Source organism: Enhydrobacter aerosaccus (assembly GCF_900167455.1).
In the GTDB taxonomy this organism is placed as follows: Bacteria; Pseudomonadota; Alphaproteobacteria; order Reyranellales; family Reyranellaceae; genus Reyranella; species Reyranella aerosaccus.
The window spans coordinates 265,425-288,668 of sequence record NZ_FUWJ01000001.1; the positions used below are offsets into that span (position 1 = coordinate 265,425).

A 23,244-nucleotide genomic window follows, 5' to 3' on the forward strand; every position below is an offset into this window, starting at 1 on the left:
TGACAGATTAGACCTTCCGCGCCGGCGGGCGCCGGTCGGTCAGTCCCAGCGTCACGGCGGCGATGATGAGGGCGAGGGCGACGAGGTCGAGCCAGGAGACGTCGCCGCCGATCAGCAGGGCGCTCGACCCAAAGCCGACACAGGGCACGACCATGGTGGTGAGCGAGGCCACGGAGGCCGGCAGCCGGGCGATGATCCGGAACCAGCAGAAATAGGCCAGCGCGTTGGAGCCGAGCGTCAGGCAGGCGAGGGCGATCAGGCCGCGCGTCTGCTCGGGATGGAAATAGGTGTGCGGCAGATAGAACAGCCATACCGCGATCACCGGCAGCGTCCCGATCAGGAGCTGCCAGGCCGCGTTGATGGTCGGGTCGCCGGCATGGCCGCGCTGCAGGGCGGTGCGCCGCGTCAGCACCGTGCCGATGCCGAACGAGATGGCGGCCAGCAGGGTCAGCAGCGTGCCCACCGGGGCAGCGCGCGCGGCGGCCTCCTGGCTGATGACCAGCGCGACGGCGATCAGGCTCAGCACCAGCGACAGCGCGATGCGCGGCGAGATCGGCTCCTTCAGCAGGAACACCGCGAACAGCGAGGACCAGGCCGGCATGGTGTAGACGATGATCGGCGTGCGGCTGGGACCGAGGATGGCGATGCCGCAGATCAGGAAGATCTGGAACAGCCCCATGTTGAGCACGCCGGTTAGTGCGATCTGGCCCCACAGCCGTCGCTGCGGCAGCGCCGGTGCTCCTCCCAGCACGCCGACCGCGAGCAGGATGAGGCCCGACGACGGCAGGATGATGAGACGGGTCGAGAACAGGTCGGCTGCCTGCAGCGACCAGCTCATCAGCGGATAGGCGATGCCCCAGAAGATCCAGACGACGGGAAGGAGGAGGCGGCTCATCGGCCGCCGCCATCCTCGCCGCTATTGTCCTCGCCGATCTTTGGCGCCCTCGCGAGGCTGCCGGCCCGCTCGCCGTCGATGCTGAGCGGCAGGCCGTGGAACAGGGCCGGGCTGTCGGCATAGGGTTTCAGGAACATGCCGAGCGCGGCGGTCTGCGCCAGCTCCAGCACCTGGGGTACCGTGTTGAGCGGTCCGTTCGGCACGCCGAGCGCATCGAGCCTGGCCGACCAGTGGGCACGGCTCTCCCGCTTCATGATGTCGGCGATCATGCCCAGCAGCATCTCGCGCCGCTCGAAGCGGTCGACATTGGTCTTGAAGCGCGGCTCGTCGGGCCATTCGGGATGACCCAGCACCTCGGCGAACTTGCGCCACAGCCGGTCGTTGCCGGGGCAGATCATCAGCGGCCCGTCGCTGCATTCGAACGCCTGGTAGGGCGTCAGCGACGGATGGCCGGTGCCTTGGCGCGGCGGCATCTTCCCCGTCACCGAATATTGCGCGACGTGGTTGGAGGCCCACATCAGGCCGCTCTCGAACAGGGACGTATTCACCAGGCTGCCCTGGCCGGTGGCGGCGCGCTTGGCTAGCGCCGCCAAGACGCCGATCGCCGTCCACATGCCGGTCGACAGGTCGATGATCGACACGCCGACACGCGCTGCCGGTCCGGACGGATCGCCGTTGAGTGAGATCAGGCCGGCCACCGCCTGGATGATCGGCTCGTAACCCGGCCGCTCCTTCCAGGGGCCGGTATGACCGAAGGCACCGAGGTCGGCATAGATCAGGCGGGGAAAGCGCTTGGTGAGCGTCGGACCATCGATGCCGAACTTGGCTGGCACGTCGGCGCGCAGGTTGTGCACGAAGATGTCGGCCGCGCCGATGCGTTCGATCAGCGCCTCGCGCTGCCCGGGATCGGCCAGATCGCAGGTGATGGATTTCTTGCCGCGGTTCAGCGCGATGAAGCCGGTGGCGTCGCCGTCGACGAACGGAGGACCCCACTTGCGAGCGTCATCACCGTCCGGCCGTTCGACTTTCACGACCTCCGCCCCCAGGAAAGCCAGGATCTGTCCGCAATACGGGCCGGCCAGATTCTGTCCGAACTCGACGACCTTGATGCCTTCCAGCGGCTTTGCACTCATCTCAGATTGCTTCCCAACAGCTCACGCGCGATCACCATGCGCTGCACCTCGCTCGGCCCCTCGCCGACGCGGCGGATGCGCATCTCGCGATACCATCGTTCGAGCGGCAAGTCCTTGGTCATGCCCATGCCGCCATGGATCTGCATGGCCCGATCGACGACGCGCCCGCCGCCCTCGGAAGCGGTCAGCTTGGCGATCGCCGCCTCGGTGCGGAACGGCACGCCGCGCCGCGCCTTCTCGGCCGCCTCCAGCGTGAAATGCCGCGCCGTGCGGATGTCGATCTCGTTGTCGACCAGCATCCATTGCACGGCCTGGCGGTTGGCCAGCTTCTCGCCGAAGGTGGTGCGCATCTTGGCCCATTCGATCGCCATCTCGTGCGCGGCGATGGCGACGCCGATGCAGCCGGCGGCGTAGGGGATGCGCTGGCGCGTCAGGCGATCGTTGGCGACGGCGAAGCCCTTGTTCACCTCGCCCAGCACCTGGTGGTCGGAGACCCAGCAGTCCTTGAACTCGAGCTCGGTCGCATAGTGCGAGGAGCGCAGCGTGTGCACGACGCGACGCACATGGAAGCCCGGCGTATCGGAGTCGACGATGAAGCAGGTGATGCCGGCGCGCCCCTTGGAGGCGTCGGTGCGGGCGAACACGATGCCGTACTGGGCGCGGTCGGCATTGGAGATGAAGATCTTGGCGCCGTTCAGCACCCAGCCATTGTCCTTGCGCTCGGCCCTGGTCTGGATGGCGCGGGCGGGATCGCTGCCGCCCGACGGTTCGGTGAGGCCGAAGAAGGCCTTCTTCTCGCCGCGCAGCGTCGGATAGAGGTAGCGCTCCTTCTGGTCGTCGTTGGCCTCGAAGATCTGGGCGAGGCCGGCGCCGCCGAAGGTGCCGTAGCAGGGCACGTAGAGGCCGGCGCGGTGCTGCGCCATCTCGATGGCGAGCAGGGTACGCGTCACGATATCGATGTCCGGACCGCCGAACTCCTTGGGGATGTCGATGCCGAACAGGCCCATCGCCTTGGTCTTCTCGGTGAGCCGCTTGAAGTCCTCCGGCGGCAGCTCGGAAGCATCGGGATCGAGCTTGGCTTCCAGGGGGATGATCTCTTCCCGGACGTAACGGCGCACCTGATCGATCAGCATCTGCTGCTCGGACGACGGTTCGAAATCCATGGACGTTTCCTTTCTTGTCCTTCTTTCCTGCCGCAGCGGCGTATGGGGCACAAGACCGGCGAGAGCTGCCGGAATTGCAGAAAATGAATTTCCGCAATTCGGGCAGCTCGCCTTTCCCTGTCCCGGATGAAGATTCATAGGAGCGCGCCACTCCAGTGGCGCTCATCTGTATGAATGCGCAACTGGAGTTGCGCGCTCCCCTGAGGCGCTAGGCGGCACCTGACGAGTTGGCGGGTTCTTCTTTTTCCTTCCTTCCTTCCTTCCTTCCTTCCTCCCTGTTTTCGTGTGTGCCTACCCCCGGGAGACCTGCCCGAATTGCGGAAAATGAATTTCCGCTATTTCCGCAGATCGCCTTTCGCTGTCTACGCCCGGATGAAGACTCGTAGGAGCGCGCCACTCCAGTGGCGCTCATCTGTGTGAATGCGCAACTGGAGTTGCGCGCTCCCCTAAGGCGCTAGGCGGCACCTGACGAGTTGGCCGGATCACCGCGCCTTCATCCTGAGCGGCCGCGGGCCGCGTCTCGAAGGATGGCAACGCGCATCGAGCCTGACCCGACGAGCGGCGTTACGACGGGCTGAGGCGGCCGAGGTTAGGCGGCGGGGCCTTGGCGTTGTCGGGGGGCAGCGCGCCATGGTCGGCCTGGTGGACCATCAGCAGCTCGAACCAGCGCGAGCGGTACTGCATGTTCACCTCGACCCGGAACTGGCAGCCGGGGCCGCGTTCGCGGGCCTCGCGCTGCAGCTCCGTGCGCAGGCCGAATGCCGAGCGGGCACCGGCCTGGCCAATATAGAGGACGACACCCGAGGCATCGGCGATCTGGTAGACGCCGAGCTGGCCGGGCAGGCGGGTCGCTTCGTCCTGCGTGAGCGGTCGCCAGGGCTTGTCGAGGCGCAGCCGGATCGACATGGCGCTACCGGCCCTGGAACCGGGCGGTGCGCTTCTCGAGCCGCGCCTTCATGCCTTCCTGGGCATCCTGGCTCTGCATGGCCGCGCGCACCAGCGCATCGACGTCGTCGTGCTTGATCTGATCGCGGAATTCGAGCTGCCGCACGGTCAGGGCCTTCATCGCCTTCAACGACAGCGGCGCATTAGCGGCCAGCCGGTCGATCACCTTCGTTGCTTCGGCTTCGAGCTGGTCGGCCGGCACGCAGCGCGCGATCAGGCCGAGCGCATGGAGCTTGGTGGCGGGCAGGGGATCGCCCAGCAACAGCATCTCGCGGGTCGTGACCGGCCCGAGCACTTCCATCAGCTTCTTGGCCAGGAACCAGTTGGGGGCCAGCCCGACTTGCGCCAGCGACATGCCGAAGCGCGCCTTGTCACTGGCGACGACGAGATCGCAGTGGAGCGCCAGCTCGTTGCCGCCGGCAATGGCGTCGCCCTGGACGACCGCGACCACCGGCAGGGGACAGAGTTCGATCGACCGCAGCATCACCTCGATGCCACTCGCCTCGCCGGCGGCAGCCGACTTGCTGCGCTCCGCCATGTCGAGGCCGGCGCAGAAGACATTGCCCTTACCGCGGATGACGACGACGCGATCCTCGGCGGCGACCGGCGCGCCTAGCGCGTCGATCATCGCCTTCAGGAGTTCGCTGTCGAGCGCGTTGCGCTTGTCCGGCCGGTTCATCCAGATCGTCTTGACCGGTCCGTTCTTCTCGATGATGACCTTCGTCATCGCGCCCTCCCTTTCGGCTTTGTGCGATCGGCCTCCGTTTTAGCCGGCCGGTCGCGTGCCGCAAAGGAGGGGCGTGGCCTTACATGAACAGCTTTTCCGACTTGCGGTTCTCGTACAGGCTGGCGACGAACTGCCCATAGCCGTTGTAGATCTGCGTCGGGATGCGCTGGTCGCTGCCGAGAGGCTTCTCGGTGGCCTGGCTCCAGCGCGGATGCGGGACCTGCGGGTTCACGTTGGCCCAGAAGCCGTATTCGTTGTCCTGCAGCTTCTCCCAGAAGGAGACCGGCCGCTTGTCGGTGAATTCGACGCTGACGATCGCCTTCACGCTCTTGAAGCCGTACTTCCATGGCACGACCAGGCGCAGCGGCGCGCCGTTCTGCTTGCCGATCGGCTTGCCGTAGAGCCCGGTGGCGATGAAGGCGAGATCGTTGGTCGCCTCGTCGATCGCCAGCCCTTCGGTGTAGGGCCAAGGATAGAGGAAATCCTTCTGGCCGAACATCACCGCCGGCTTCGACAGGGTCTGCATGACCACGTACTTGGCGCTGCCGGTGGGTTTGCAGAATTCCACCAGCGACTTCATCGGAAAGCCGCTCCAGGGCACGATCATCGACCAGGTCTCGACACAGCGGTGGCGGTAGACGCGCTCCTGCAGCGGCATCTTGGCCAGAAGATCGTCGAAGGCGATCTCGAACGGCTTCTCGACCATGCCGCTGACCTTGATCGTCCAGGGACGGATCTGCAGCTTCTGGGCATCGCGCCAGATGCTCTTGTCGGTGCCGAACTCGTAGTAGTTGTTGTAGGTGGTGGCGAGCCGCTCTGCCGTGATTGGCGTCGGCGCCCCGTAGGTATCGTTGTGCGTGCCCGGATAGAGCGACGCCGTCGGGTCGGCGGCCTTGTCATCGGCCAATGCGAGCGCCGAACCGAGGGTCGAGGCGGCGATCACGCCAGCGCCCAGTCCCATCTTCTGCAGCAGGGCCCGCCGGTTGAGGTAATCGCTTTCGGCCGTGGCCTGCCGTTCAGGTATTTCCCAGCCCTGATGGCGTTTGATCAACATGTCGGACTCCCTGTTCGCCCTTGTCCTTTACGTTCTTACGCCCTTCATGGATCGAAGCCGGGGCCGCGGCAAATCACGCCTGCTCACCGGACCGTGACGGGGCCACCGGTCACCTTGGAAGATTTCAGGCGGCCGTTCCCGTCACCTCCAGGATCTTCGGCCACATCTGCTTGCGCCAGCCGTCAACACCGGTGGTGGTGAAGATGATCCGGGAATGCTGGGCGAGGATGAAACGCGGGGTCCAGTAGCCGCGTTGCGCGCCCTCGTCGCTCATCTGGAAATCGACCAGGATCCAGCGCGCATCCGGGGGCCAGTTCTCTTCCCGCAGGATCAGGTCGGCATTGGCGGGATGGACGACACGGTAATCCAGCTTCTGGAAGGCGGCGGACTTGAGGAAGGAAGGTTCGTACTGGGCACGCCAGATCTTGCATCCGCCTCAAAGCTCGTGGCCGACAAATACCAGCATCGGCCGGTCGGCGTCGGCAAAGGCAGACCGCGTCGACGACGACACCGCCATCGCCAGGCCGCCGGCCATGGTCGCCCGTCTGTTCAACATCGCATGACCCTCCTCGGAGACGTCGTCCCCGAGGTCACTATGCGTGGCCGGGGGAGCGGGCGAAAGGCCGCTCACCAGCTTGTGATTCGTCAGGCCGCTGCCCGGCGCCTTGTCTCCTCGACGATACGCTCGGCGGTCCGGCCGCTAAGCTCCTGCAGGTGGTCGAAGCTTGCCCGCCAGGTGCCGACGCCCTGCGTCACGGACCGGATCTCCACGATCATGTCCCCGACCTCGGCTTCGGGCATCAGGGCCGAGACCTCGTCCCAGCCCGGCCAGCCGGGCCGTGCGTCATAGCCCAGCAGCTGTCCCCGACGGCCCGAGATCAGGCGCTGGATGCGCGACGTGGAATCGCTCGGTGCCGCCACCGTCACCTTGAGGATCGGTTCCAGCAGCACGGGTTTGCATTTGGGCATCGCCTCCGTCATGGCGATGCGGGCGGCCATCTTGAACGACATCTCGGAACTGTCGACGCTGTGATACTGGCCGTCGATCAGGGTCACTTCGAGATCCACGACCGGCTGACCTAGAGGACCTTCCTTCAGATAGTCGCGCAGGCCGTCCTCGACCGCCGGGATGAAATTGCGCGGCACCACGCCGCCCACGATCTTGTCGACGAAGCGGAACCCGGAGCCGCGCGGCAGCGGCCGGATCTCGACCTTGATGTCGGCGAACTGCCCATGGCCGCCGGTCTGGTGCTTGTAACGCGCATGCTGCGTCGCCGCGGCGAGGATCGTCTCGCGATAGGCGACCCGCGCAGGAGCCGTATCGACGGCGACGTTGTAGCGGCTGGCCAGTTTCTCGACCGCCACCTTCAGATGCATCTCGCCCTGGCCCTTGAGCAGCAGTTCGTGCGTCTCCGCCCGTTGCTCGTAGGACAGCGATGGATCTTCCTCGACGATCTTCTGCAGCGCCCCGGACATCTTGACCTCGTCGTTCCGGTTCTTCGCCGTCAGCGCCAGGCCATAGACCGGCGGCTCGGGCTGCGGGAAATCCGGGATCGTGACGATGCCCGATGCGGCGATCGCCTGACCGGCCGACAAGGCTTCCATCTTCGCCATAGCGATGATCTCGCCGACCTTTGCCTCGCTCACCTTGTCGAGCCGCTGGCCGAACGGCCGGAACAGGCTGCCGATGCGTTGACCGCCGACACTCTGACCTTCGGCGATCGAACCCGACCAGACCCGGCAGATCGAGAGTTTGCCCGCATGGGCCTGATGCAGCACCTTGAAGCACTCGGCAAGGGGGCCTCCGTCGGACGGCAGGTCCCGGCGCTTGGTGGTCTCGGGAGCGAACGGCGTATCGTGACGCAGCGCCTTCAGCAGACGGCGGACGCCATTCTCGCGGTCGCCGGCGCCGATCAGCACGGGCACGATCTGCTGCGCGCCGAACTCGTCGTGCAGGTCGCGATAGATGAGCGACTTCTCGGGCGCCACGTCCTCGATCAGCTGTTCGAGAAGCTGATCGTCGAACTCGGACAGCGTCTCGAGCATCTCGCGGCGCGCCTCGCTCTCGCGCGGCAGGATCTCGGCCGGCATCTCGATCAGGTCGGAAGCACCGCTCGACTTGTAGCGATAGGCGCGCTCGCTCACGAGATCGACATAGCCCACGGTTTCCTCGCCGCCGCTCGCGGTGGGACGACGGATCGGGACCTGGCGCAGCACCAGCTTGCGGGTCGACACGGTCTGCAGCGCCGCCAGCATGTCGCGCACGCGGCCTTCGGCGGAATCGATCTTGTTGACGAAGAAGAGGTGGGGAATGCCGTTGTCCTCGATGTACTTCAAGAGCGGCGTCAGCGCGACCACGCGCTCGGGCACGCTCTCGCACACCACGATGGCGGCATCGGACACGGCCAAGGCGGCCAGGGCATCGTGCTGCAATTCAATCGAGCCCGGCGTGTCGAGGAAGGTCCATTGATCGCCGAGATAGTCGGCCGAGGCGATGTTGATCTCCGTGCTCATGCCGCGCTTGCGGGCTTCGGCCGATCCATCGCCGATGGCGGTACCGGCCCGGGTCGAGCCGCGCCGGCCGATGGCGCCCATGGCGTAGAGGATGCTTTCCAGCAGGCTTGTCTTGCCCGAGAGGTACGGCCCGCACAGCGCCACGACGCGATGCGCGCCGCTGCCTGGTCTGCCGCCGGATATGGTTCCTGTTCTGAGGTCGGTCACGACAACGTCCTCCTCCTGCGCGATAGCAAGCGCGTAGAAGCCCCGGACGGCGTCTCCGGGAAGGACGGCCCTGCGCCGCTATCGCGCAAGGTCGGCGAGCTGCTCCAGCGTCCGTGGACGGTCGCTCCTACGCTCGGCCGTGACGCGAACGCAGGATGCGAACCCGCGGCGCCTCGATCGGAGCGAAGCTCTTTGTCATGGAAATGCTTTCACTGCGGGCGGAGTGAGTCAATCTGCAGCCGGGGGAAGAATCGAAGAAGTCACGGACCGTCCAATCGGGTGAAACGGTTGAACAGGTGGACCGATCGAGGCAGGTCGTGAGACCTGTTCCATGCCACCATTGATGGAGTGGCTTCGATGCGCGCAGCTGCGACGGGATGCACCGTGAGGCAATCCGCGCCGATCATTGTGCAAATTGTTTACGACCAAGGAGAAGCGACCGTTCCAACGATGTCGCACCCAACTCATATGCTGATAAAAAGAACCGTTGTTGCGAATACCTCGCATTCTCTCATTGCTGCATCAGCTGTGAATGGGGTATCGAGGGCGAGTAATGGATGAGCGACACGTTCCGCCGGTTGGGCTGCGCTACTGGCTTTTGTTTCTGATCACCAGCGTCTTTGGCTCTCACATGGGCGACGCCGTGCGGTCGCTCGTTAGCAGTGGCCTGCTGTGCCAGATCCTGGTGCTCGCCGGTTTCCTGTCGCTGGTTTTTGTCATCGAGCGGCGCGATCGTCGCGCTTCCGACATCCATTACTGGTCCGCCGTGATCATCGTGCAGATGATGGCGGTCCGCTTGGCGGATTTCTCCGTGATCCAGCTTCATATCAATCGCATCGAGCTGGTGATCGGGCTCATGGTGCTGCTCGCGGCGACCCTTGTCATGTCGCGCTCGGACGAGACTAGGATCTTCTCCCGGCTCCAGCTCGAGCGTCCTGCCGCAGACGCGCGGCCGATGGCTGATTTTCCGCACTGGATGGGATTGCTGATCGCCAGCGTGGCGGGCTCGGTCGCCGCCGATCTCTTCGCCATCACCTTCCATCTGGGCGCGGCGGGATCGGCACTCGCGATCTCCGTGGTCGCGATCGTCCTCGTCTATCTGCAGTGGCCTACCCGTCGCGGACGGCTGCACGCCTTCTGGATCACGACGACCTTGGTCCGCGCCGACGGTATCGCGATTGCCGACGTGCTCGTCAAAAAGAGCTATCTGCATCTGGGGCTGGCCCTCGGCACGGTCCTGAGCGGGCTCGTCGTCATCGGTCTGCTGCTGAGCTGGCGCCCGCCCAAATCGCTGATCTGAGCGCGCTGCGAGCAGGCGCTAGAGCCAGGTGCGCAGGCCGATGACGAAGCGCACCTCGTTTGCCGGCGCTCCGGCGGCGCGCGCGAAATCGCCCGTGCCGCCATAGAGGCCGGTATACGAGACGCCGACATAGGGCGCGATCTTGCGCGTGATCTCGTAGCGCAGCCGCAGGCCCGCATCGAGTTCGGACAGGCCGCTGCCGATGCCGCGGGCGGGGTCGCTCAGCGAGTAGAAATTCATCTCGGCCTGTGGCTGCAGGATCAGGCGCTGGGTGAGCAGCAGGTCGTAGCTGCCTTCCAGCTTGGCGGCGAGCCGACCCTCGCCACTGATATAGCCGGTGGCGGAGACATGGAAGAAGAGGGGGGCCAGGCCCTCGATGCCGATGGCGCCCCAGCCGCGGCCGGGTTTGGAGTCGAGGTCGTAACGCGCGCCGATCTGCGCGTCGAAGAAGGTACTGATGGCGCGGCTGTAGAAGAGTTCCTGCTGGCCGTCGTCCACCTCTCCTCTGGAGACGAAGCCTTCGCTGCGCAGCCGCACGCGGTTTTCGTCGGTCCCGGCCCAGGCTTGACCCTGCCAGCGAAAGGCCGCATCGGCGCCGAACCGGCCCTCGAGCTGATCGAACAGCAGATGATAGTAGATGTGCTCGTCGGTGACCGGCGGCCCGAAGGGCGCGGCCGAGGCCGGATCGCCCGAGGCAGGCGCGTTGTTGTCCATCGCTCCGTGAGCCATCTGCGCCTGGGCCGGCAGGGCCATGCCGGCAAGCAGCAGGGTGAGCAGCAGAAATCCGGTGCGGGGCATCACGACACCAGGATCGTCCGGAACATGCCGGCGTCCATGTGGAAGAGCAGATGGCAGTGGAAGGCCCAGTGGCCCGGCATGTCGGCGGTGAAGACGAAGCTCAGCCGTTCGGCCGGTTTGACGCGGATCGTGTGCTTCAGCGGCAGACGATCGCCTTGGCCGTTCTCGAGCTCGAACAGATAGCCGTGCAGATGGATGGGATGTTCCATCATCGTGTCGTTGATCAGCACGAAGCGGATGCGTTCGCCCCGCGCGACGCGGATCGGGCCGGCCTGCGAGAATTTCCTGCCGTCGAAGCCCCACATGTAACGCTGCATGTTGCCGGTGAGATGGAACTCGAGCGCGCGCGTCGGCGGAGCACTGCTCGGGACCGGATGTAACGCTCGCAGATCGCGGTAGGTCAGCGTCCGGCGGCCGTTGCCGTCGAGACCAATGCCCGCTTCGCCCAGGCGGTCGCGTGTCTGCATCGCGACATTGTCGACGCTGGGCTGACCGGCGAGAGAGGCGGGATCGATGCCATCGGCGTTGCTGGTCGGGACGGTATCCGACGACGGCGCGACGGGTGCGGCCGCGGCCATCATCGCCATATGCTGCTTCAGCTCCTCGGGGCTCATATGGCTCATGTCCATGTGACTCATGTCCATGGCCGGTGCGGATTTGGCACCGCCGGCATCATGACCGGCATGGCCAGAACCCGACATCGCGTGATCCATGCCCCCCATTCCCATATCGACCATACTGAGCTGGGGCCGCGGATCGAGCGGCGGGATCGGTGCCGCCAGGCCTTCGCGTACGCAGAGCGTCCCGCGCGCATAGCCGCTGCGGTCCATCGCCTGGGCAAAGATCGTATAGGCGTCCTGCATCGGGGTGACGATCACGTCGTAGGTTTCGGCGACGCCGATGCGAAACTCCTCGATCTCGATCGGCTCGACATCGGAGCCGTCGGCCTGCACCACGGTCATCGCAAGGCCCGGAATGCGGATGTCGAAGGTACTCATCGACGAGCCGTTGATGAAGCGCAGCCGCACGCGCTCGCCGCGGCGGAACAGACCCGTCCAGTTTGCCGCCGGTGGCCGACCGTTCATGAGGAAGGTGTAGGTGGCGCCCGACACATCCATCAGATCGGTCGGGCTCATGCGCATCTGGCCCCACATCATCCGATCGTCGATGGTGGCTCCCAGACCGTCGCGTCGCGCATCCTTGATGAAGGTGCCGAGCGTGCGCTGACCGTAATTGTAGTAGTCGCTCTGCTGCTTGAGGTTGGACACGACGGTCATCGGGTCGTCGTCGGTCCAGTCCGAGAGCATGACGACATAATCGCGCTGATAGCTGTAGGGCTCCGGCCGTCGCGGTTCGAGGATCAGCGGGCCATAGAGGCCGGTCTGCTCCTGCATGCCGCTGTGGCTGTGGTACCAGTAGGTCCCGGCCTGTCGGATCGGGAAGCGGTAGGCGAAAGTCTGGCCCGGCATGATGCCGCGAAAGGTGAGGCCTGGGACGCCATCCATCGCATTGGGCAGGATCAGCCCGTGCCAATGGATCGAGGTCGGTTCGGACAGGCGATTGGTGACGTTCAGGGTCACTGTGTCGCCTTCGCGGAAGCGCAGGATTGGCGCCGGAACCGAACCGTTCACGGTCGTCGCCGTCCGCGCGCGGCCCGTGAAGTTGACCGCCGTGCTGGCGACCACGAGGTCGAAGCGATCGCCGGTCAGTGTCGTCGGGCCTGGTGCATAGTCAGCGGCGTGGCCGCGCGAGGCTCCCACGGAAGCGAGGCCGGCCGTCAGGGCCAGCCCCTCGACGAAGCGGCGGCGGCCGAGCCTTGGGCCTGGATTGGATGCGGTGTCTTTCATGGCGACCTGTGGCCGGAGGGCGTGAGCTTGGTTTGGATACGCGCCACGCGGCGGCATCCCTCTATCCCTGCGCCAGCATAGCCTGGAGTCTCTGCCGTGCACGGGCCAGGCGCATTTCGATGGCCTTGGGGGTCGTCTTCAGCACCTCGGCCGCTTCCTTGTGCGAAAGGCCGCTGACTGTCGTCAGCAGCAGCGGCTCCTTGTAAAGGCCGGGCAGTGCCGCGATTGCCCGATCGAGCCGGGCGAGGCGATCCGCCAGAGCCGCTTCATCCTCACGCGCCTGGTCCTGTCGGGCGGTGGTCGGCTCGATGTCCGGCTGCTCGAGAAGAAAGGCCCGCATCACGAGACGACGCACTTTCTGGCGACGGGCCGAATCGCGGCATTTGTTGAGGGCGATGGTGCGCAGCCAAGGGAGAAAGGGCCGCTCAGGATCATATCGGCGCAACGCCAGCCAGGCCGACACGAAGCTCTCCTGCAACACATCGTAGCCCTCCTCGGCCGACCCCATGTAACGCCGTACGAAAGCGAACAGCCCGTCCTTGTGGCGACGTACGAGCGCATCGAAGGCCGCGCGCTCTCCGTCACGTGCGCGTGCGGCGAGCGCCTCGTCGCTTTCAGGGAGTGGCAAGGTCACGAAGGCGGCAGGCCCAGCGCCTTGGACACCTGCCGGTCGAAGGCAGCCGCCTGGGAAGGATCGAGCAGCGCGCGAATTGCCAGCACATGCTCGATGGTCCTCTCCTGAAGCTTGCTCATCGCCGCATGCAGGCGCGCGACCGCCTGCCGCGCCGGCTCGTCATAGCTGTGACGTTGGCTGAGCGCCTCGGCCAGATCCTTGTTGGCGGCGCGCATTTCGGCCTGGAGATCGGACCGCTGCACGGCGAAAGCGGCTTCCAGCGTATGGATCTGGCGATCCTGCTCGGAAGTCAGGTTCAAGTCGCGATGGATGGCAATATCGAGGTCGGTCACCTCGGGCGCATGGCTCAGACCATAGCGAGCGCCGGCCCAGCCAGCGACGCCGGCTGCGGCCACGGTCACCAGCAGCATGACCACAAAGGTCCGCCACGGGCTCTTCATCGATGCGCCCCGAACAGCAGGGTCGAGGGCGCGAACTGTTCACCCGGCACCAGAAGCCGGGCCTGATGCGGATCGGCCTGGCGGGCGACGGCAAAGCCCGCGCTGGCGCTGCCGGCGACGGCCACGGCCATCATCACACCCTGCCAGACTGCGATCCGGCGCGTGGTGTTCCGGCGGGTCCGCAGAAGGCCTTCTCGGCGCCAGACATCGGCTTCCAGGGCGCCGAGATCGGCCCGGTGGTCCCGCTCGACCAATTTCCGAATGTCGTCGTCAATCATGCAAGGTTCCTCGATCAATCCGCTCTTTGAATACGCATTAGCGGAGTGCAACCCTCCGGGAGGGATGGCGGCATGTTGTGCGTATCAGCTTGCAATGGAGGCCGGAAAGGACCGATTCATGCCGCCAAGCCGAAGCCTAGCGCGCCTGCGGAACGGGTTGATCGTCACAGCCGCATGTCTGGGCGGCCTTTGGCTCCTGATTTACGGCGGCGCCTACGATGTCGGCGCCGATGCGCCCCATTACGAGCTTGTTTCGTGGCTGCTCGGTATTATTCGGCAGCGATCCATCGCCGTCCGGTCGGCGGACATCGCGCTGCCCGCGGACCTTGGCGATCCCCAACGTCTTGCCCAGGGAGCGGCCCTTTACGGAGAAATGTGCAGCGGTTGCCACCTCGCCCCAGGCATGGAGCCCAGCGAGATCAGTCAAGGCCTCTATCCTCGCGCACCGGATTTCCGTCAAGGAACCGGCCTCAGGCCGCAACAGGCATTCTGGGTGATCAAGCACGGCGTGAAGATGAGCGGCATGGCCGCATGGGGTGTCACCCATAGCGACGAACTCATCTGGGATATGGTGGCGTTCCTCGGCAAGCTTCCGTCGTTTTCCGCGACAGATTACCGGGCAGCAATCGGGAATGCGGCAGAAGAGCATGAGCACGCCATGCATTCGACAGGACGGAGCGCTCCCGGCGAGAGCCGGCAATGACGCCGAGCGTCTCCTCGACGATCCGATCGCGCATAGATCAAGCGCACGCATCCTCTGACGGGTTGATGCAGGTCATAGGCTTTTACAGTCGCCGTTCGATTATTGGATGGTCGAGAAGGAGGACATCATGACCATACGTTCTTCCGCCAGTCTTGCCGCTTTGGCGATCGCTCTCGCCGTTCTCGCGGGAGGTCCTTCGACCTTCGCCCAAACGTCGCCTCCGGCTGCTCCCGCCAATCAGGATCACAGCATGCATCATCCCGATGCCAAGCCTGACGCCAAGTCCGATGGTAAGGCCGATGGCATGGGCATGATGGGGCAGGGCGGCATGATGCGGTCCGACATGATGCAAATGATGCGAAACATGATGACCATGATGAGCGCCGAGAGCGGCATGATGACGTCGCATGTCGAGGGCCGCATCGCCGAACTCAAATCGCAGCTCAAGATCACCGATGCGCAGATGCCGCAATGGAACCGATTCGCCGATGCGATGCGAGCTGCGGGCAAGTCGATGGGCGATATGCACCAGCAGATGATGGCGGCACGCACCGGCAAGCCCCTTCCGGAGCGGCTGGCGCTGCAGGAGAAGGCAATCACCGCCCACCTCGCCGCGTTGAAGACCCTGGAAGAGGCGCTGCAGCCGCTCTATGCGTCGTTCAGCGATGAGCAGAAGAAGATCGCCGACGGCATCATGATCGGACCGATGGGCATGATGTAGTCGGCGGGGCATAAACGGAAGTGGCCCTGGCCGAGGCCTCGCTGTCAGACGGCGCTATCGCCGCGCCGAGAACCGGGCGACGCTGACGATGGCGCCGACGATCGCGAAGCCGCAGGCGATTTCGAGGCAGAGGATGGTCGCGCCCTGGGCGGAGAGCGAGAAGATCACCGTCACCAGCGCCGAGCCGATGCACCAGCCGAGCGTGCGCGCGACCGCCAGCATGCCGCCGGCCGCACCCGAGCGCGAGACCGGACCGGCCGTCATGACGGTGGCGTTGTTGGGTGTCTGGTAGAAGCCGAAGCCGATACCGCAGATCGCCATGCGCCAGGCGATGTCGAGATCCGACGGCTGGGTCGGCATTGTCGCCAGCAGCAGCAGGCCGGTGGCGAGGATCGCCAGTCCGATGCTGCTCAGCAGCGCGGCCGGATAGCGCCGCACCAGCCGGCCCGCCAGCGGGGCGGCGAAGAAGATCAGGGCCGGCCATGGCGTGACCAGGAAGCCGGTCTCGGTCTGCGACCGGTGCATCACCGTCTCGAACAGGAAGGGCAGCGAGACATAGGCGAGGATCTGCGCGATGTAGGCGCAGGTCGAGGTCGCCAGCGACAGCGACATCAGGGGAATCCGCAGCAGGTCGAGCGGCAGCAGCGCGTTGGTTCGTCCGCTCTGGTGCCATACCAGCGCCGCCCCGCAGGCGAGGCCGGCCGCCATCTCGCCGATCGCCAGCGTCCGTTCGCTGCTGCCGAGCGAATCGACGCCGATCAGCAGCAAGCTGAGGGCGGCGGCGCTCAGCAGGGCGGCGGCATAGTCGAACGGGCGTGGATACGGCCGTCCGGGACGGGCCAGCGACAGGAACAGCGGGACCGCCACGATGCCGATCGGCACATTGACCAGGAACAGCCACGGCCAGGTGGCGACCGAGAGGATCAGCGAGGCGATGGTGGGGCCAAGCGCGCCGCCCGCCGCGACGCACAGCGCGATCATGGCGAGGCCGCTGCCGATCAGGCGGCGGGGATAGATGTCGCGCACCACCGCCGGGCCGATGGCGGCGATGCAAGCGCAGCCCGCGCCCTGGACGAAGCGCGCCAGGATCAGGATCGGCAGGGTGGGCGACAGCGCGCAGGCGAGCGAGGACAGGGTGAAGAGGATGAGGCCGAAGGCATAGACCCGCTTCAGGCCGAGAATTTCGCCCAGCGCGGCGGCGGGCAGCAGGCAGACCACCGAGCCGAGCTGGTAGATGTTCACCACCCACACCGTGGCCGCGTCGCTGGCCCCGAGATCGCGCGCCATGGTGGGCAGGGCGATGTTGGCGATCGCGCCGTCGATGCTCATCAGCGCCACGCCGCAGAGCACGCAGGCCAGTACCCAGTAGCGCCGTGGCGGCGGCAGGCCCTCGTTCTCCTCGACGGGCACGGCGGCGACGGCAGCGGTACTCATGACGCGACTCTCTCGGAAATGACGACGGCCGGCAGAAACGAAAACGGCCGACCCTTCGCAGAGTCGGCCGCTGCTTGTCGCAGTATTTGGAGATCAGGCCAGCGCGGCACAAGCCCGCTGGATGCGCCGGCCCGCCTCCTCGAGCAGGTCGGTGGCCGTCGCGTAGGAGATGCGGAAGGCAGGACCCTGGCCGAAGGCCGAACCCTGGACCACCGACAGGCCTTCGGATTCGAGCAGGTAGTTCACGAAGTCGGTGTCGTTGGCGATCACCTTGCCGTCCGGGGTCTTCTTGCCGATCGTGCCGGCGCAGGACGGATAGACGTAGAAGGCGCCTTCCGGCCGCGGGCAGCGCAGGCCCTTGGACTGGTTCAGCATCGACACGATCAGGTCGCGGCGCTGCTTGAAGACGGCGACGTTTCTCGGGATGAAGTCGGTCGGGCCGTTGAGCGCCGCCACCGAGGCCGCCTGGCTGATCGAGCTGGCGTTCGAGGTGCTCTGGCTCTGCACCGTGATCATGGCGTCGATCAGCTTCTGCGGGCCGGCGGCGTAGCCGATGCGCCAGCCGGTCATGTTGTAGGCCTTCGACACGCCGTTCATGGTCAGCGTGCGGTCATAGAGGCGCGGCTCGACCTGGGCCGGTGTGGCGAACACGAAGTCGTCGTAGACGAGCTTCTCGTACATGTCGTCGGTCAGCACCCACACCTGCGGATGCTTCAGCAGTACGTCGCACAGGCCGCGCAGGTCGGCCTGCGTGTAGGCGGCGCCGGTCGGGTTGCTGGGCGAGTTCAGGATCAGCCACTTGGTCTTGGGCGTGATGGCGCGGTCGAGCGCCTCCGGCGTCAGCTTGAAGCCGGTCGATTCGGGGCAGTCGACGATGACGGGCGTGCCGTCGCCGAACATCACCATCTCCGGGTAGGACACCCAGTACGGCGCCGGGATGATGACCTCGTCGCCGGGGTTCAGCGTCGCCAGCATGGCGTTGAAGATGATCTGCTTGCCGCCCGAGGTGACGACGGTCTGGCTCGGCTTGTACTCGAGGCCGTGGTCGCGCTTCATCTTGGCGACGATCGCCTGGCGCAGCGCCGGGGTGCCGGGCACGGCGGTGTACTTGGTCTCGTTGTTGCGGATCGCCTGGATCGCCGCTTCCTTGATGTGGTCGGGAGTCGGGAAGTCGGGCTCGCCGGCTGCGAGACCGATCACGTCCTTGCCGGCCGCTTTCATCTCCAGGAACTTGCCTTGCGCGGCATTGGTCGGAGAGGGCTTGATGCGGCCAAGACGATCGGCAATGAACGCCATAACGAAGACGCCTCCTTTCAGGCGGTTTTGTGCGGGCGCGAAGCTAATGACAGCGCCTGTCCTCCGCAAGGCAACAGGCGGGATTTCTCGTCGGGGCGCGCCCTATCGTCGCTAGGGCTTGTGGCTCCGATGCCGTCGCGATTGCGCCCGGCGGTCCGGCCGGGCGATAGTCCGGCGGCTGCTGCCGCCCGGGAAGACGTAAAATTGACAGTGTTGCTTGCACCGTTGCGTATGTTGGTTTCGCCGTTCGCCATTGCGGCCATCAACTTCCTCATCCTTTTCCTGATGGTCCTGTCGATCGTCGATGTCGCCAAGAGCATAGCTTTGCGGGCCAACCCCGATGAGCTCGTCAACATCATGACGACTGTTTCCTCGATCATGATCGGATGGGGCGTCGCCCTGGAGGAGCGCGAGGTGATCCGCAGGGTCGCCGGCATGAAGGGGCGGCCCGACGAGAAGGCCCAAGCCTTGATCGACAGCCAGTGCCATTCCTTCGGCGTGGCCCAGCTCGTCCTCGGGCTGTTTTCGGATATCCCGGTCGCCATGATCAGCCTGCCGGACCGCATCATCAACGCGACTGGCATAGAGTACGAGCTGCTCTGGATGTCCGTGGCCCTGATCGCCGTCGCCGCCGTGGTCCAGATCCGGCATATCGTCCTGTTGCTGACGGGACGGTAGAGCGCGCCATTCTGCGCCCTCCATCGATGGGCCTGGCGCGCGGTGCTAAGGACCATAATCCGCGGCGAGGCCGGGCGCCGCTATGATGAGACCATGTGCCGGACTCCGTTTCGGCGGAGCCCGATCCATTATATTTCCATTTATTTAATGGAAACGGCTCAGCCGACCAGCTTCACCTCGGCGTCGACCGTCATGCGGGCGTCGCCGAACCCGATGCGGCGCCCGCTCACCGGGGCCGCGTCGTGATAGTCGAGCCCGATCGCCACGCGCAGGCTGTCGCCGCGCGGCGAGATGCCGTTGGCGGGATCGAAGCCGACCCAGTCGAGTCCCGGCACCCAAGCCTCCGCCCAGGAGTGGCTGGTGTGGCCGACATGCAGTTCGGGATCGTCGTTGCGCAGGTAGCCGCTGACATAGCGGGCCGGCACGCCGAGCCGGCGGCAGCAGGCGATGAAGACATGGGCCGTGTCCTGCGCCACGCCGGCGCCTCGCGCCAGGGCCTCGATCGCGGTCGTATCGACGGTGGACACGCCCGTCTTGTAGGCCATGCGGTCCCGCACCCGCGCCATCAACTCGTGCAGGACCGATACGCGCTTGGTCGGGTCGATCACCCCATCTTGAAGGCCCGCGATCACGGGGTCGAAGCTCGCGTCGTGTCGGGCCATGCCGGTGTTGCGGAGCCAGAAGGGCGCCGGCAGCGTCGGCGTGTCGGCATAGCGAAGCCACTGGTCGGCACCGCTGTAGTCGTAGAGTCCGGTGACCACGATCTCCACGGCGCTGTGCTGGTGCGCGACCGAGAAGGTCGTGACCTGGTTGCCATGACCGTCGGTCCATTCCGAGCGCTTGCCCGGGCCATCGATGCGCCAGGAAATGATTCTTTGCCCGGTCGCGGGCTTCGGCGTCAGCCGGACATCGTGGATCGAATGTCCGGAAGGCCGGTCGAACTCGAAGTGGGTGACGTGATGGACCGAGAGGCGCATGGATCAGTCCAGCAGGAACTGGCGGCCGATTTCGTCCGACAGGGTGGCGATGTCGTCGCGCACGCCACCCAGGAACGCGTGCAGGCCCATCTGGAACACCTTGTCGATGCGGGCGTAGCGCAGGCGGGCATGCAGCTCGCCGGCCAGGCGATCGGCTTCGCCGTGCGTGCCGTAGATGTCGGCGAGCTCGCGCATGGAGAGATCGACCATCCAAAGGCAGTGATGAACGGAACGCGGCACGTCGCGACGCAGCATCATCAGCTCGGCAATCTTCATCGGATCGAGCGAGCTGCGGAAGATGCGGCGATAGGTGCGCACGGCGCCGATGCAGGCCAGCACCTCGGACCAGGCGAAGTAGTCGAGGTTCTCGGCATGCGGGCTGCCGTCCGGCATCAGCCGATGATACTTCACGTCGAGAATGCGGGCGGTATTGTCGCCGCGCTCGAGGAACGCGCCGAGCTGGAAGAAATTGTAGGCTTCGTCGCGCAACAGCGTGACCTGCGCGGCGCCGAAGATCATCACCGCCTGCTTCTTCACCGATTCGATCAGGGCACCACGGTCGAGGCCGGCACGATCACCTCTCAGTTTCGCACTGAGTTCGAGCCACAGCCCGTTCAGGCTCTCCCACACATCGACCGTGATGTTGTTGCGTTCCTCGCGGGCATTGCGCCGGGCCGAGCCGATGGAGCTCACGATCGAGGAGGGGTTGTTCTCGTCGAAGGCCAGGAAGTCGACGAGATCGGACAATTGCTTCTTGCCGGAGCCGTTCTGGCGCTGGGAATGGTTCTGGTTCTGGACCAGGCTGTGCCGGAACTCGTCCTCCATGCCGAAGATCGCCACGACTGCCTCGGCTTCCTTGCCGCGGGACTGCAGCGCCATGCGTTGCGTCGCTTCGATCAGCCGTGCCGTGGTTTTCGCCCGCTGCAGGTAGCGGCCCATCCAGTAGAGATTCTTGGCGGTACTGGAGAGCATTCAATCCGCCGTCGCCGCTTCGGGGGACAAAACCCAGGTGTCCTTGGTGCCGCCGCCCTGGCTCGAATTCACCACCAGCGAGCCTTCCTTGAGGGCAACGCGGGTGAGGCCGCCCGGCACGATGGTGATCTTGCGGCCGGAGAGGACGAAGGGGCGGAGATCGACATGGCGCGGCGCGACTCCCTGGGCGACGAAGGTCGGGCAGGTCGACAGCGCCAGCGTCGGCTGCGCGATGTAGTTGTCGGGCCGCGCCTTCACCAGCTGGGCGAAGTCCTCGATCTCCTTCCGGCTCGAGGTGGGACCGACCAGCATGCCCTTGCCGCCGGAGCCGTGCACTTCCTTGACCACCAGTTCGGGCATGTGCTCGAGGATGTATTTCAGATCGTCCGCGCGATCGCCGCGATAGGTCGGCACGTTCTGCAGGATCGGTTCCTCGCCGAGATAGAATCGGACCATCTCGGGCACGTAGGTATAGGTCGACTTGTCGTCGGCCACGCCATTGCCGAGCGCGTTCACGATGTTGACCCGGCCTGCCCGCAACGCGCCCAGCAATCCGGCCACGCCGAGATAGGAGTCCGGCCGCATGGCCAGCGGATCGAGGAAGGCGTCGTCGACTCGCCGATAGATGACATCGACCCGCTGCGGGCCGCGCGGCGTGCGCATGTAGACGCGGCCCTCGTCGACGAACAGGTCGGAACCCTTGGCGAGTTCGATGCCCATTTCGTCGGCCAGAAACGCATGCTCGAAGTAGGCGCTGTTGTAGTGGCCGGGCGTCAGCAGCACGACGTTGGGTTCGGCGTCGTCGCTGAACGAGACCGAGCGCAGGGTCGACAGCAGCTCCTCTGTATAATCGGCAACCGGCAGGACGCGCATCGCCGAGAACAGCTCGGGCGCCAGCCGCATCATCACTTCGCGATTCTCGAGCACGTAGGATACGCCCGACGGCGTGCGGACATTGTCCTCGAGGACGTAGAAGTCCTTCTCTCCCACGCGCACCAGGTCGATGCCCGCGATATGGGCATGCACCCCGCCCGGCAGCTTGAGGCCCTGTGCCATGGAGACGAATTCGGCATTCATCAGAATCTGCGCCTCGGGGATGACACCGGCGCGACAGATCTCGCGTTCATTGTAGGCATCGGCGAGGAAGGCGTTGAGTGCCCGCACGCGCTGCACCAGCCCCTTGTGCAGGTATTGCCATTCGTCCCAGGCGATGACGCGAGGAATGATGTCGAACGGTATGGTGGTTTCCGCGCCGTCGACGGCGCCGTATGCGCCGAAGGTGATGCCGTGGCGGCGATAGAACAAATCGACTTCGGCGCGCGTCGCCGCCAGTCGTTCCGCCGAGGTCGCCTCCAGCCAGCGTGCCACGCCTTCATAGGGAGGCCGCACCGCACCTTCCGCCCCCGAGCGCATTTCGTCGAATGTCTTAACCGCCATCCGGCATTCCGCCCCCTGTCGAATCCAATTATAAGCAATCGTCGGGCCAACAAGAAAGCGGCCGTCATCAGCCGCATCGGAGGAACGCCATGAAACAAGTGCTCATCGAGCGCTATGGCACACCGTGGGACGTGACACATTGCGCCGAACTGCCTGATGTCGGGGCACCTTCGGCGGATGAAGTGGTGTTCGACGTGCTCGCCTTTCCCATCAATCCCGCCGACATGGGGTTCTGCAAGGGAAGCTATCGGCTGAAGCCGCCATTGCCGGCGACGCCAGGCGCCGAATGCGTCGGCCGAGTGACGGCGGTGGGCGCAGCCGTGAAGCACGTCAAGCCGGGCGACCTTGTCATCAATCTGCAGCGTGAGAACTGGACGCAGCGGCGCAAGGTGAAAGGCGATGACGCGATTCCCTTGCCGGCCGGTATCGATCTCAAGCAGGCGGCCATGGTGCGCATCAATCCGCCAACGGCGGCGCTCATGCTGTCGGATTTCGTCGACCTCAAGGGCGGCGAGTGGGTGATCCAGAACGTTGCCAACTCGGCCGTCGGCCGGCTCGCCATCGTGCTGGCGCATCAACGCGGTCTGCGCACGGTCAATATCGTGCGCCGGGCCGAGCTTGCCGACGAACTGAAGCAGCTGGGAGCCGATCTGGTGCTGGTCGATGGCGATGATCTCGCCGAACGCGTGGCCCGTGAGACCGGCGGCGCGGCGATCAGGCTCGGTCTCGAGGCGATCGGTGGCACGGCGACCGGCCGGCTGGCCGCCTGTCTCGCAAGCGACGGCACGTTGGTCCATTACGGATCGATGAGCGGGCAGAACCCCGATGTCGACCGCTCCAACTTCATCTATCGCGGCATCAAGCTGACCGGCTTCATGCTCGGCCGCTTCCTGGCGCGGCGCAAACCGGAGAAGATCCGCGAGATCTATGCCGACCTGGCGGGCCAGGTGATGGAGGGCAAGCTCTTCGCGCCGGTCGACACCATCTATCCGATCGACGATATCAAGGAAGCGCTGAGGCACGCCGACAAAGGCGGCCGCAACGGCAAGATTCTCGTGACCCCGAATGGGACAATCTGAGCATCAACCGAG

Annotated in this window: 23 protein-coding genes; 5 read left to right on the plus strand and 18 right to left on the minus strand. The window is 65.5% G+C overall.

Features of this window, described 5'->3' with window-relative positions; translation table 11 throughout:
- Positions 1–7: 7 nt before the first annotated feature.
- From B5D62_RS01195 to B5D62_RS01225, 8 genes are all read right to left on the minus strand, one after another.
- Complete coding sequence (locus B5D62_RS01195) at positions 8–895, minus strand: DMT family transporter (RefSeq protein WP_085932006.1); 888 nt, start codon at positions 893–895, stop codon at positions 8–10.
- Positions 892–2,028 (minus strand): CaiB/BaiF CoA transferase family protein, encoded by a 1,137-nt coding sequence (locus B5D62_RS01200; protein ID WP_085932007.1) that lies wholly within the window; start codon positions 2,026–2,028, stop codon positions 892–894. The genes B5D62_RS01195 and B5D62_RS01200 overlap by 4 nt, the downstream gene beginning before the upstream one ends.
- Complete coding sequence (locus B5D62_RS01205) at positions 2,025–3,191, minus strand: acyl-CoA dehydrogenase family protein (protein ID WP_085932008.1); 1,167 nt, start codon at positions 3,189–3,191, stop codon at positions 2,025–2,027. The genes B5D62_RS01200 and B5D62_RS01205 overlap by 4 nt, the downstream gene beginning before the upstream one ends.
- 564 nt (positions 3,192–3,755) lie before the next feature.
- Entirely contained in the window at positions 3,756–4,097 is a 342-nt protein-coding gene (locus tag B5D62_RS01210) for a DUF7508 domain-containing protein (RefSeq protein ID WP_085932009.1), read from the minus strand.
- Positions 4,098–4,101: 4 nt separating this feature from the next.
- A complete protein-coding gene (locus B5D62_RS01215) occupies positions 4,102–4,863 on the minus strand; it encodes an enoyl-CoA hydratase/isomerase family protein (RefSeq protein WP_085932010.1) in 762 nt (253 codons plus the stop codon).
- Positions 4,864–4,942: 79 nt separating this feature from the next.
- Positions 4,943–5,917: a protein-methionine-sulfoxide reductase catalytic subunit MsrP gene (gene msrP / locus B5D62_RS01220; RefSeq protein ID WP_085932011.1), complete on the minus strand. Its 975-nt coding sequence runs from the start codon at positions 5,915–5,917 to the stop codon at positions 4,943–4,945.
- Between the two features lie 124 nt (positions 5,918–6,041).
- Positions 6,042–6,191, minus strand: a complete 150-nt coding sequence (locus B5D62_RS33225; protein ID WP_170920732.1) for a hypothetical protein — start codon at positions 6,189–6,191, stop codon at positions 6,042–6,044.
- 371 nt (positions 6,192–6,562) lie between these two features.
- Positions 6,563–8,638, minus strand: coding sequence for an elongation factor G (locus tag B5D62_RS01225; protein WP_231714686.1), 2,076 nt, complete (start codon positions 8,636–8,638; stop codon positions 6,563–6,565).
- Positions 8,639–9,191: 553 nt separating this feature from the next.
- Between B5D62_RS01225 and B5D62_RS01230 the strand changes: the two genes are divergently transcribed.
- Complete coding sequence (locus B5D62_RS01230) at positions 9,192–9,938, plus strand: hypothetical protein (RefSeq protein ID WP_085932012.1); 747 nt, start codon at positions 9,192–9,194, stop codon at positions 9,936–9,938.
- An 18-nt stretch (positions 9,939–9,956) separates the two neighbouring features.
- On the opposite strand, the gene B5D62_RS01235 is transcribed toward B5D62_RS01230, so the two are convergent.
- From B5D62_RS01235 to B5D62_RS01255, 5 genes are all read right to left on the minus strand, one after another.
- Entirely contained in the window at positions 9,957–10,736 is a 780-nt protein-coding gene (locus tag B5D62_RS01235; protein ID WP_085932013.1) for a copper resistance protein B, read from the minus strand.
- Complete coding sequence (locus tag B5D62_RS01240) at positions 10,736–12,583, minus strand: copper resistance system multicopper oxidase (RefSeq protein WP_085933459.1); 1,848 nt, start codon at positions 12,581–12,583, stop codon at positions 10,736–10,738. The genes B5D62_RS01235 and B5D62_RS01240 overlap by 1 nt, the downstream gene beginning before the upstream one ends.
- Positions 12,584–12,644: 61 nt before the next feature.
- Positions 12,645–13,217, minus strand: a complete 573-nt coding sequence (locus tag B5D62_RS01245) for an RNA polymerase sigma factor (RefSeq protein WP_218190902.1) — start codon at positions 13,215–13,217, stop codon at positions 12,645–12,647.
- Positions 13,214–13,657, minus strand: a complete 444-nt coding sequence (locus B5D62_RS01250; RefSeq protein WP_085932014.1) for a periplasmic heavy metal sensor — start codon at positions 13,655–13,657, stop codon at positions 13,214–13,216. The genes B5D62_RS01245 and B5D62_RS01250 overlap by 4 nt, the downstream gene beginning before the upstream one ends.
- On the minus strand, positions 13,654–13,935 hold the full coding sequence (locus B5D62_RS01255; protein ID WP_085932015.1) for a hypothetical protein: 282 nt from the start codon (positions 13,933–13,935) through the stop codon (positions 13,654–13,656). The genes B5D62_RS01250 and B5D62_RS01255 overlap by 4 nt, the downstream gene beginning before the upstream one ends.
- 157 nt (positions 13,936–14,092) lie before the next feature.
- Here B5D62_RS01255 and B5D62_RS01260 point away from each other — a divergent pair, with 157 nt between their 5' ends.
- Together B5D62_RS01260 and B5D62_RS33685 are read left to right on the plus strand one after the other, a co-directional pair.
- On the plus strand, positions 14,093–14,638 hold the full coding sequence (locus tag B5D62_RS01260) for a c-type cytochrome (RefSeq protein WP_218190903.1): 546 nt from the start codon (positions 14,093–14,095) through the stop codon (positions 14,636–14,638).
- Between the two features lie 127 nt (positions 14,639–14,765).
- Positions 14,766–15,359: a Spy/CpxP family protein refolding chaperone gene (locus tag B5D62_RS33685; RefSeq protein WP_218190904.1), complete on the plus strand. Its 594-nt coding sequence runs from the start codon at positions 14,766–14,768 to the stop codon at positions 15,357–15,359.
- Between the two features lie 54 nt (positions 15,360–15,413).
- Here B5D62_RS33685 and B5D62_RS01270 read toward each other — a convergent pair whose 3' ends face one another.
- Both B5D62_RS01270 and B5D62_RS01275 read right to left on the minus strand, forming a co-directional pair.
- Entirely contained in the window at positions 15,414–16,793 is a 1,380-nt protein-coding gene (locus B5D62_RS01270) for an MFS transporter (RefSeq protein WP_085932016.1), read from the minus strand.
- A 93-nt stretch (positions 16,794–16,886) separates the two neighbouring features.
- The gene (locus B5D62_RS01275; protein ID WP_085932017.1) at positions 16,887–18,089 is read right to left on the minus strand and encodes a pyridoxal phosphate-dependent aminotransferase; all 1,203 of its coding nucleotides are present in this window, start codon (positions 18,087–18,089) and stop codon (positions 16,887–16,889) included.
- A 204-nt stretch (positions 18,090–18,293) separates the two neighbouring features.
- On the opposite strand from B5D62_RS01275, the gene B5D62_RS01280 reads away from it, so the two are divergent.
- Positions 18,294–18,767, plus strand: a complete 474-nt coding sequence (locus B5D62_RS01280; RefSeq protein ID WP_139373687.1) for a hypothetical protein — start codon at positions 18,294–18,296, stop codon at positions 18,765–18,767.
- A 158-nt stretch (positions 18,768–18,925) separates the two neighbouring features.
- Here the strand turns inward: B5D62_RS01280 and B5D62_RS01285 are convergent, their stop codons facing one another.
- From B5D62_RS01285 to B5D62_RS01295, 3 genes are read right to left on the minus strand one after another with little or no spacing between them, the layout of a single operon-like run.
- Positions 18,926–19,744: a transglutaminase family protein gene (locus B5D62_RS01285; RefSeq protein WP_085932019.1), complete on the minus strand. Its 819-nt coding sequence runs from the start codon at positions 19,742–19,744 to the stop codon at positions 18,926–18,928.
- Between the two features lie 3 nt (positions 19,745–19,747).
- Positions 19,748–20,716: an alpha-E domain-containing protein gene (locus B5D62_RS01290; protein WP_085932020.1), complete on the minus strand. Its 969-nt coding sequence runs from the start codon at positions 20,714–20,716 to the stop codon at positions 19,748–19,750.
- Positions 20,717–22,153, minus strand: coding sequence for a circularly permuted type 2 ATP-grasp protein (locus B5D62_RS01295; RefSeq protein ID WP_085932021.1), 1,437 nt, complete (start codon positions 22,151–22,153; stop codon positions 20,717–20,719). It abuts the gene before it with no gap.
- 89 nt (positions 22,154–22,242) lie between these two features.
- On the opposite strand from B5D62_RS01295, the gene B5D62_RS01300 reads away from it, so the two are divergent.
- A complete protein-coding gene (locus B5D62_RS01300; RefSeq protein ID WP_085932022.1) occupies positions 22,243–23,232 on the plus strand; it encodes a zinc-dependent alcohol dehydrogenase family protein in 990 nt (329 codons plus the stop codon).
- Positions 23,233–23,244: the final 12 nt, after the last annotated feature.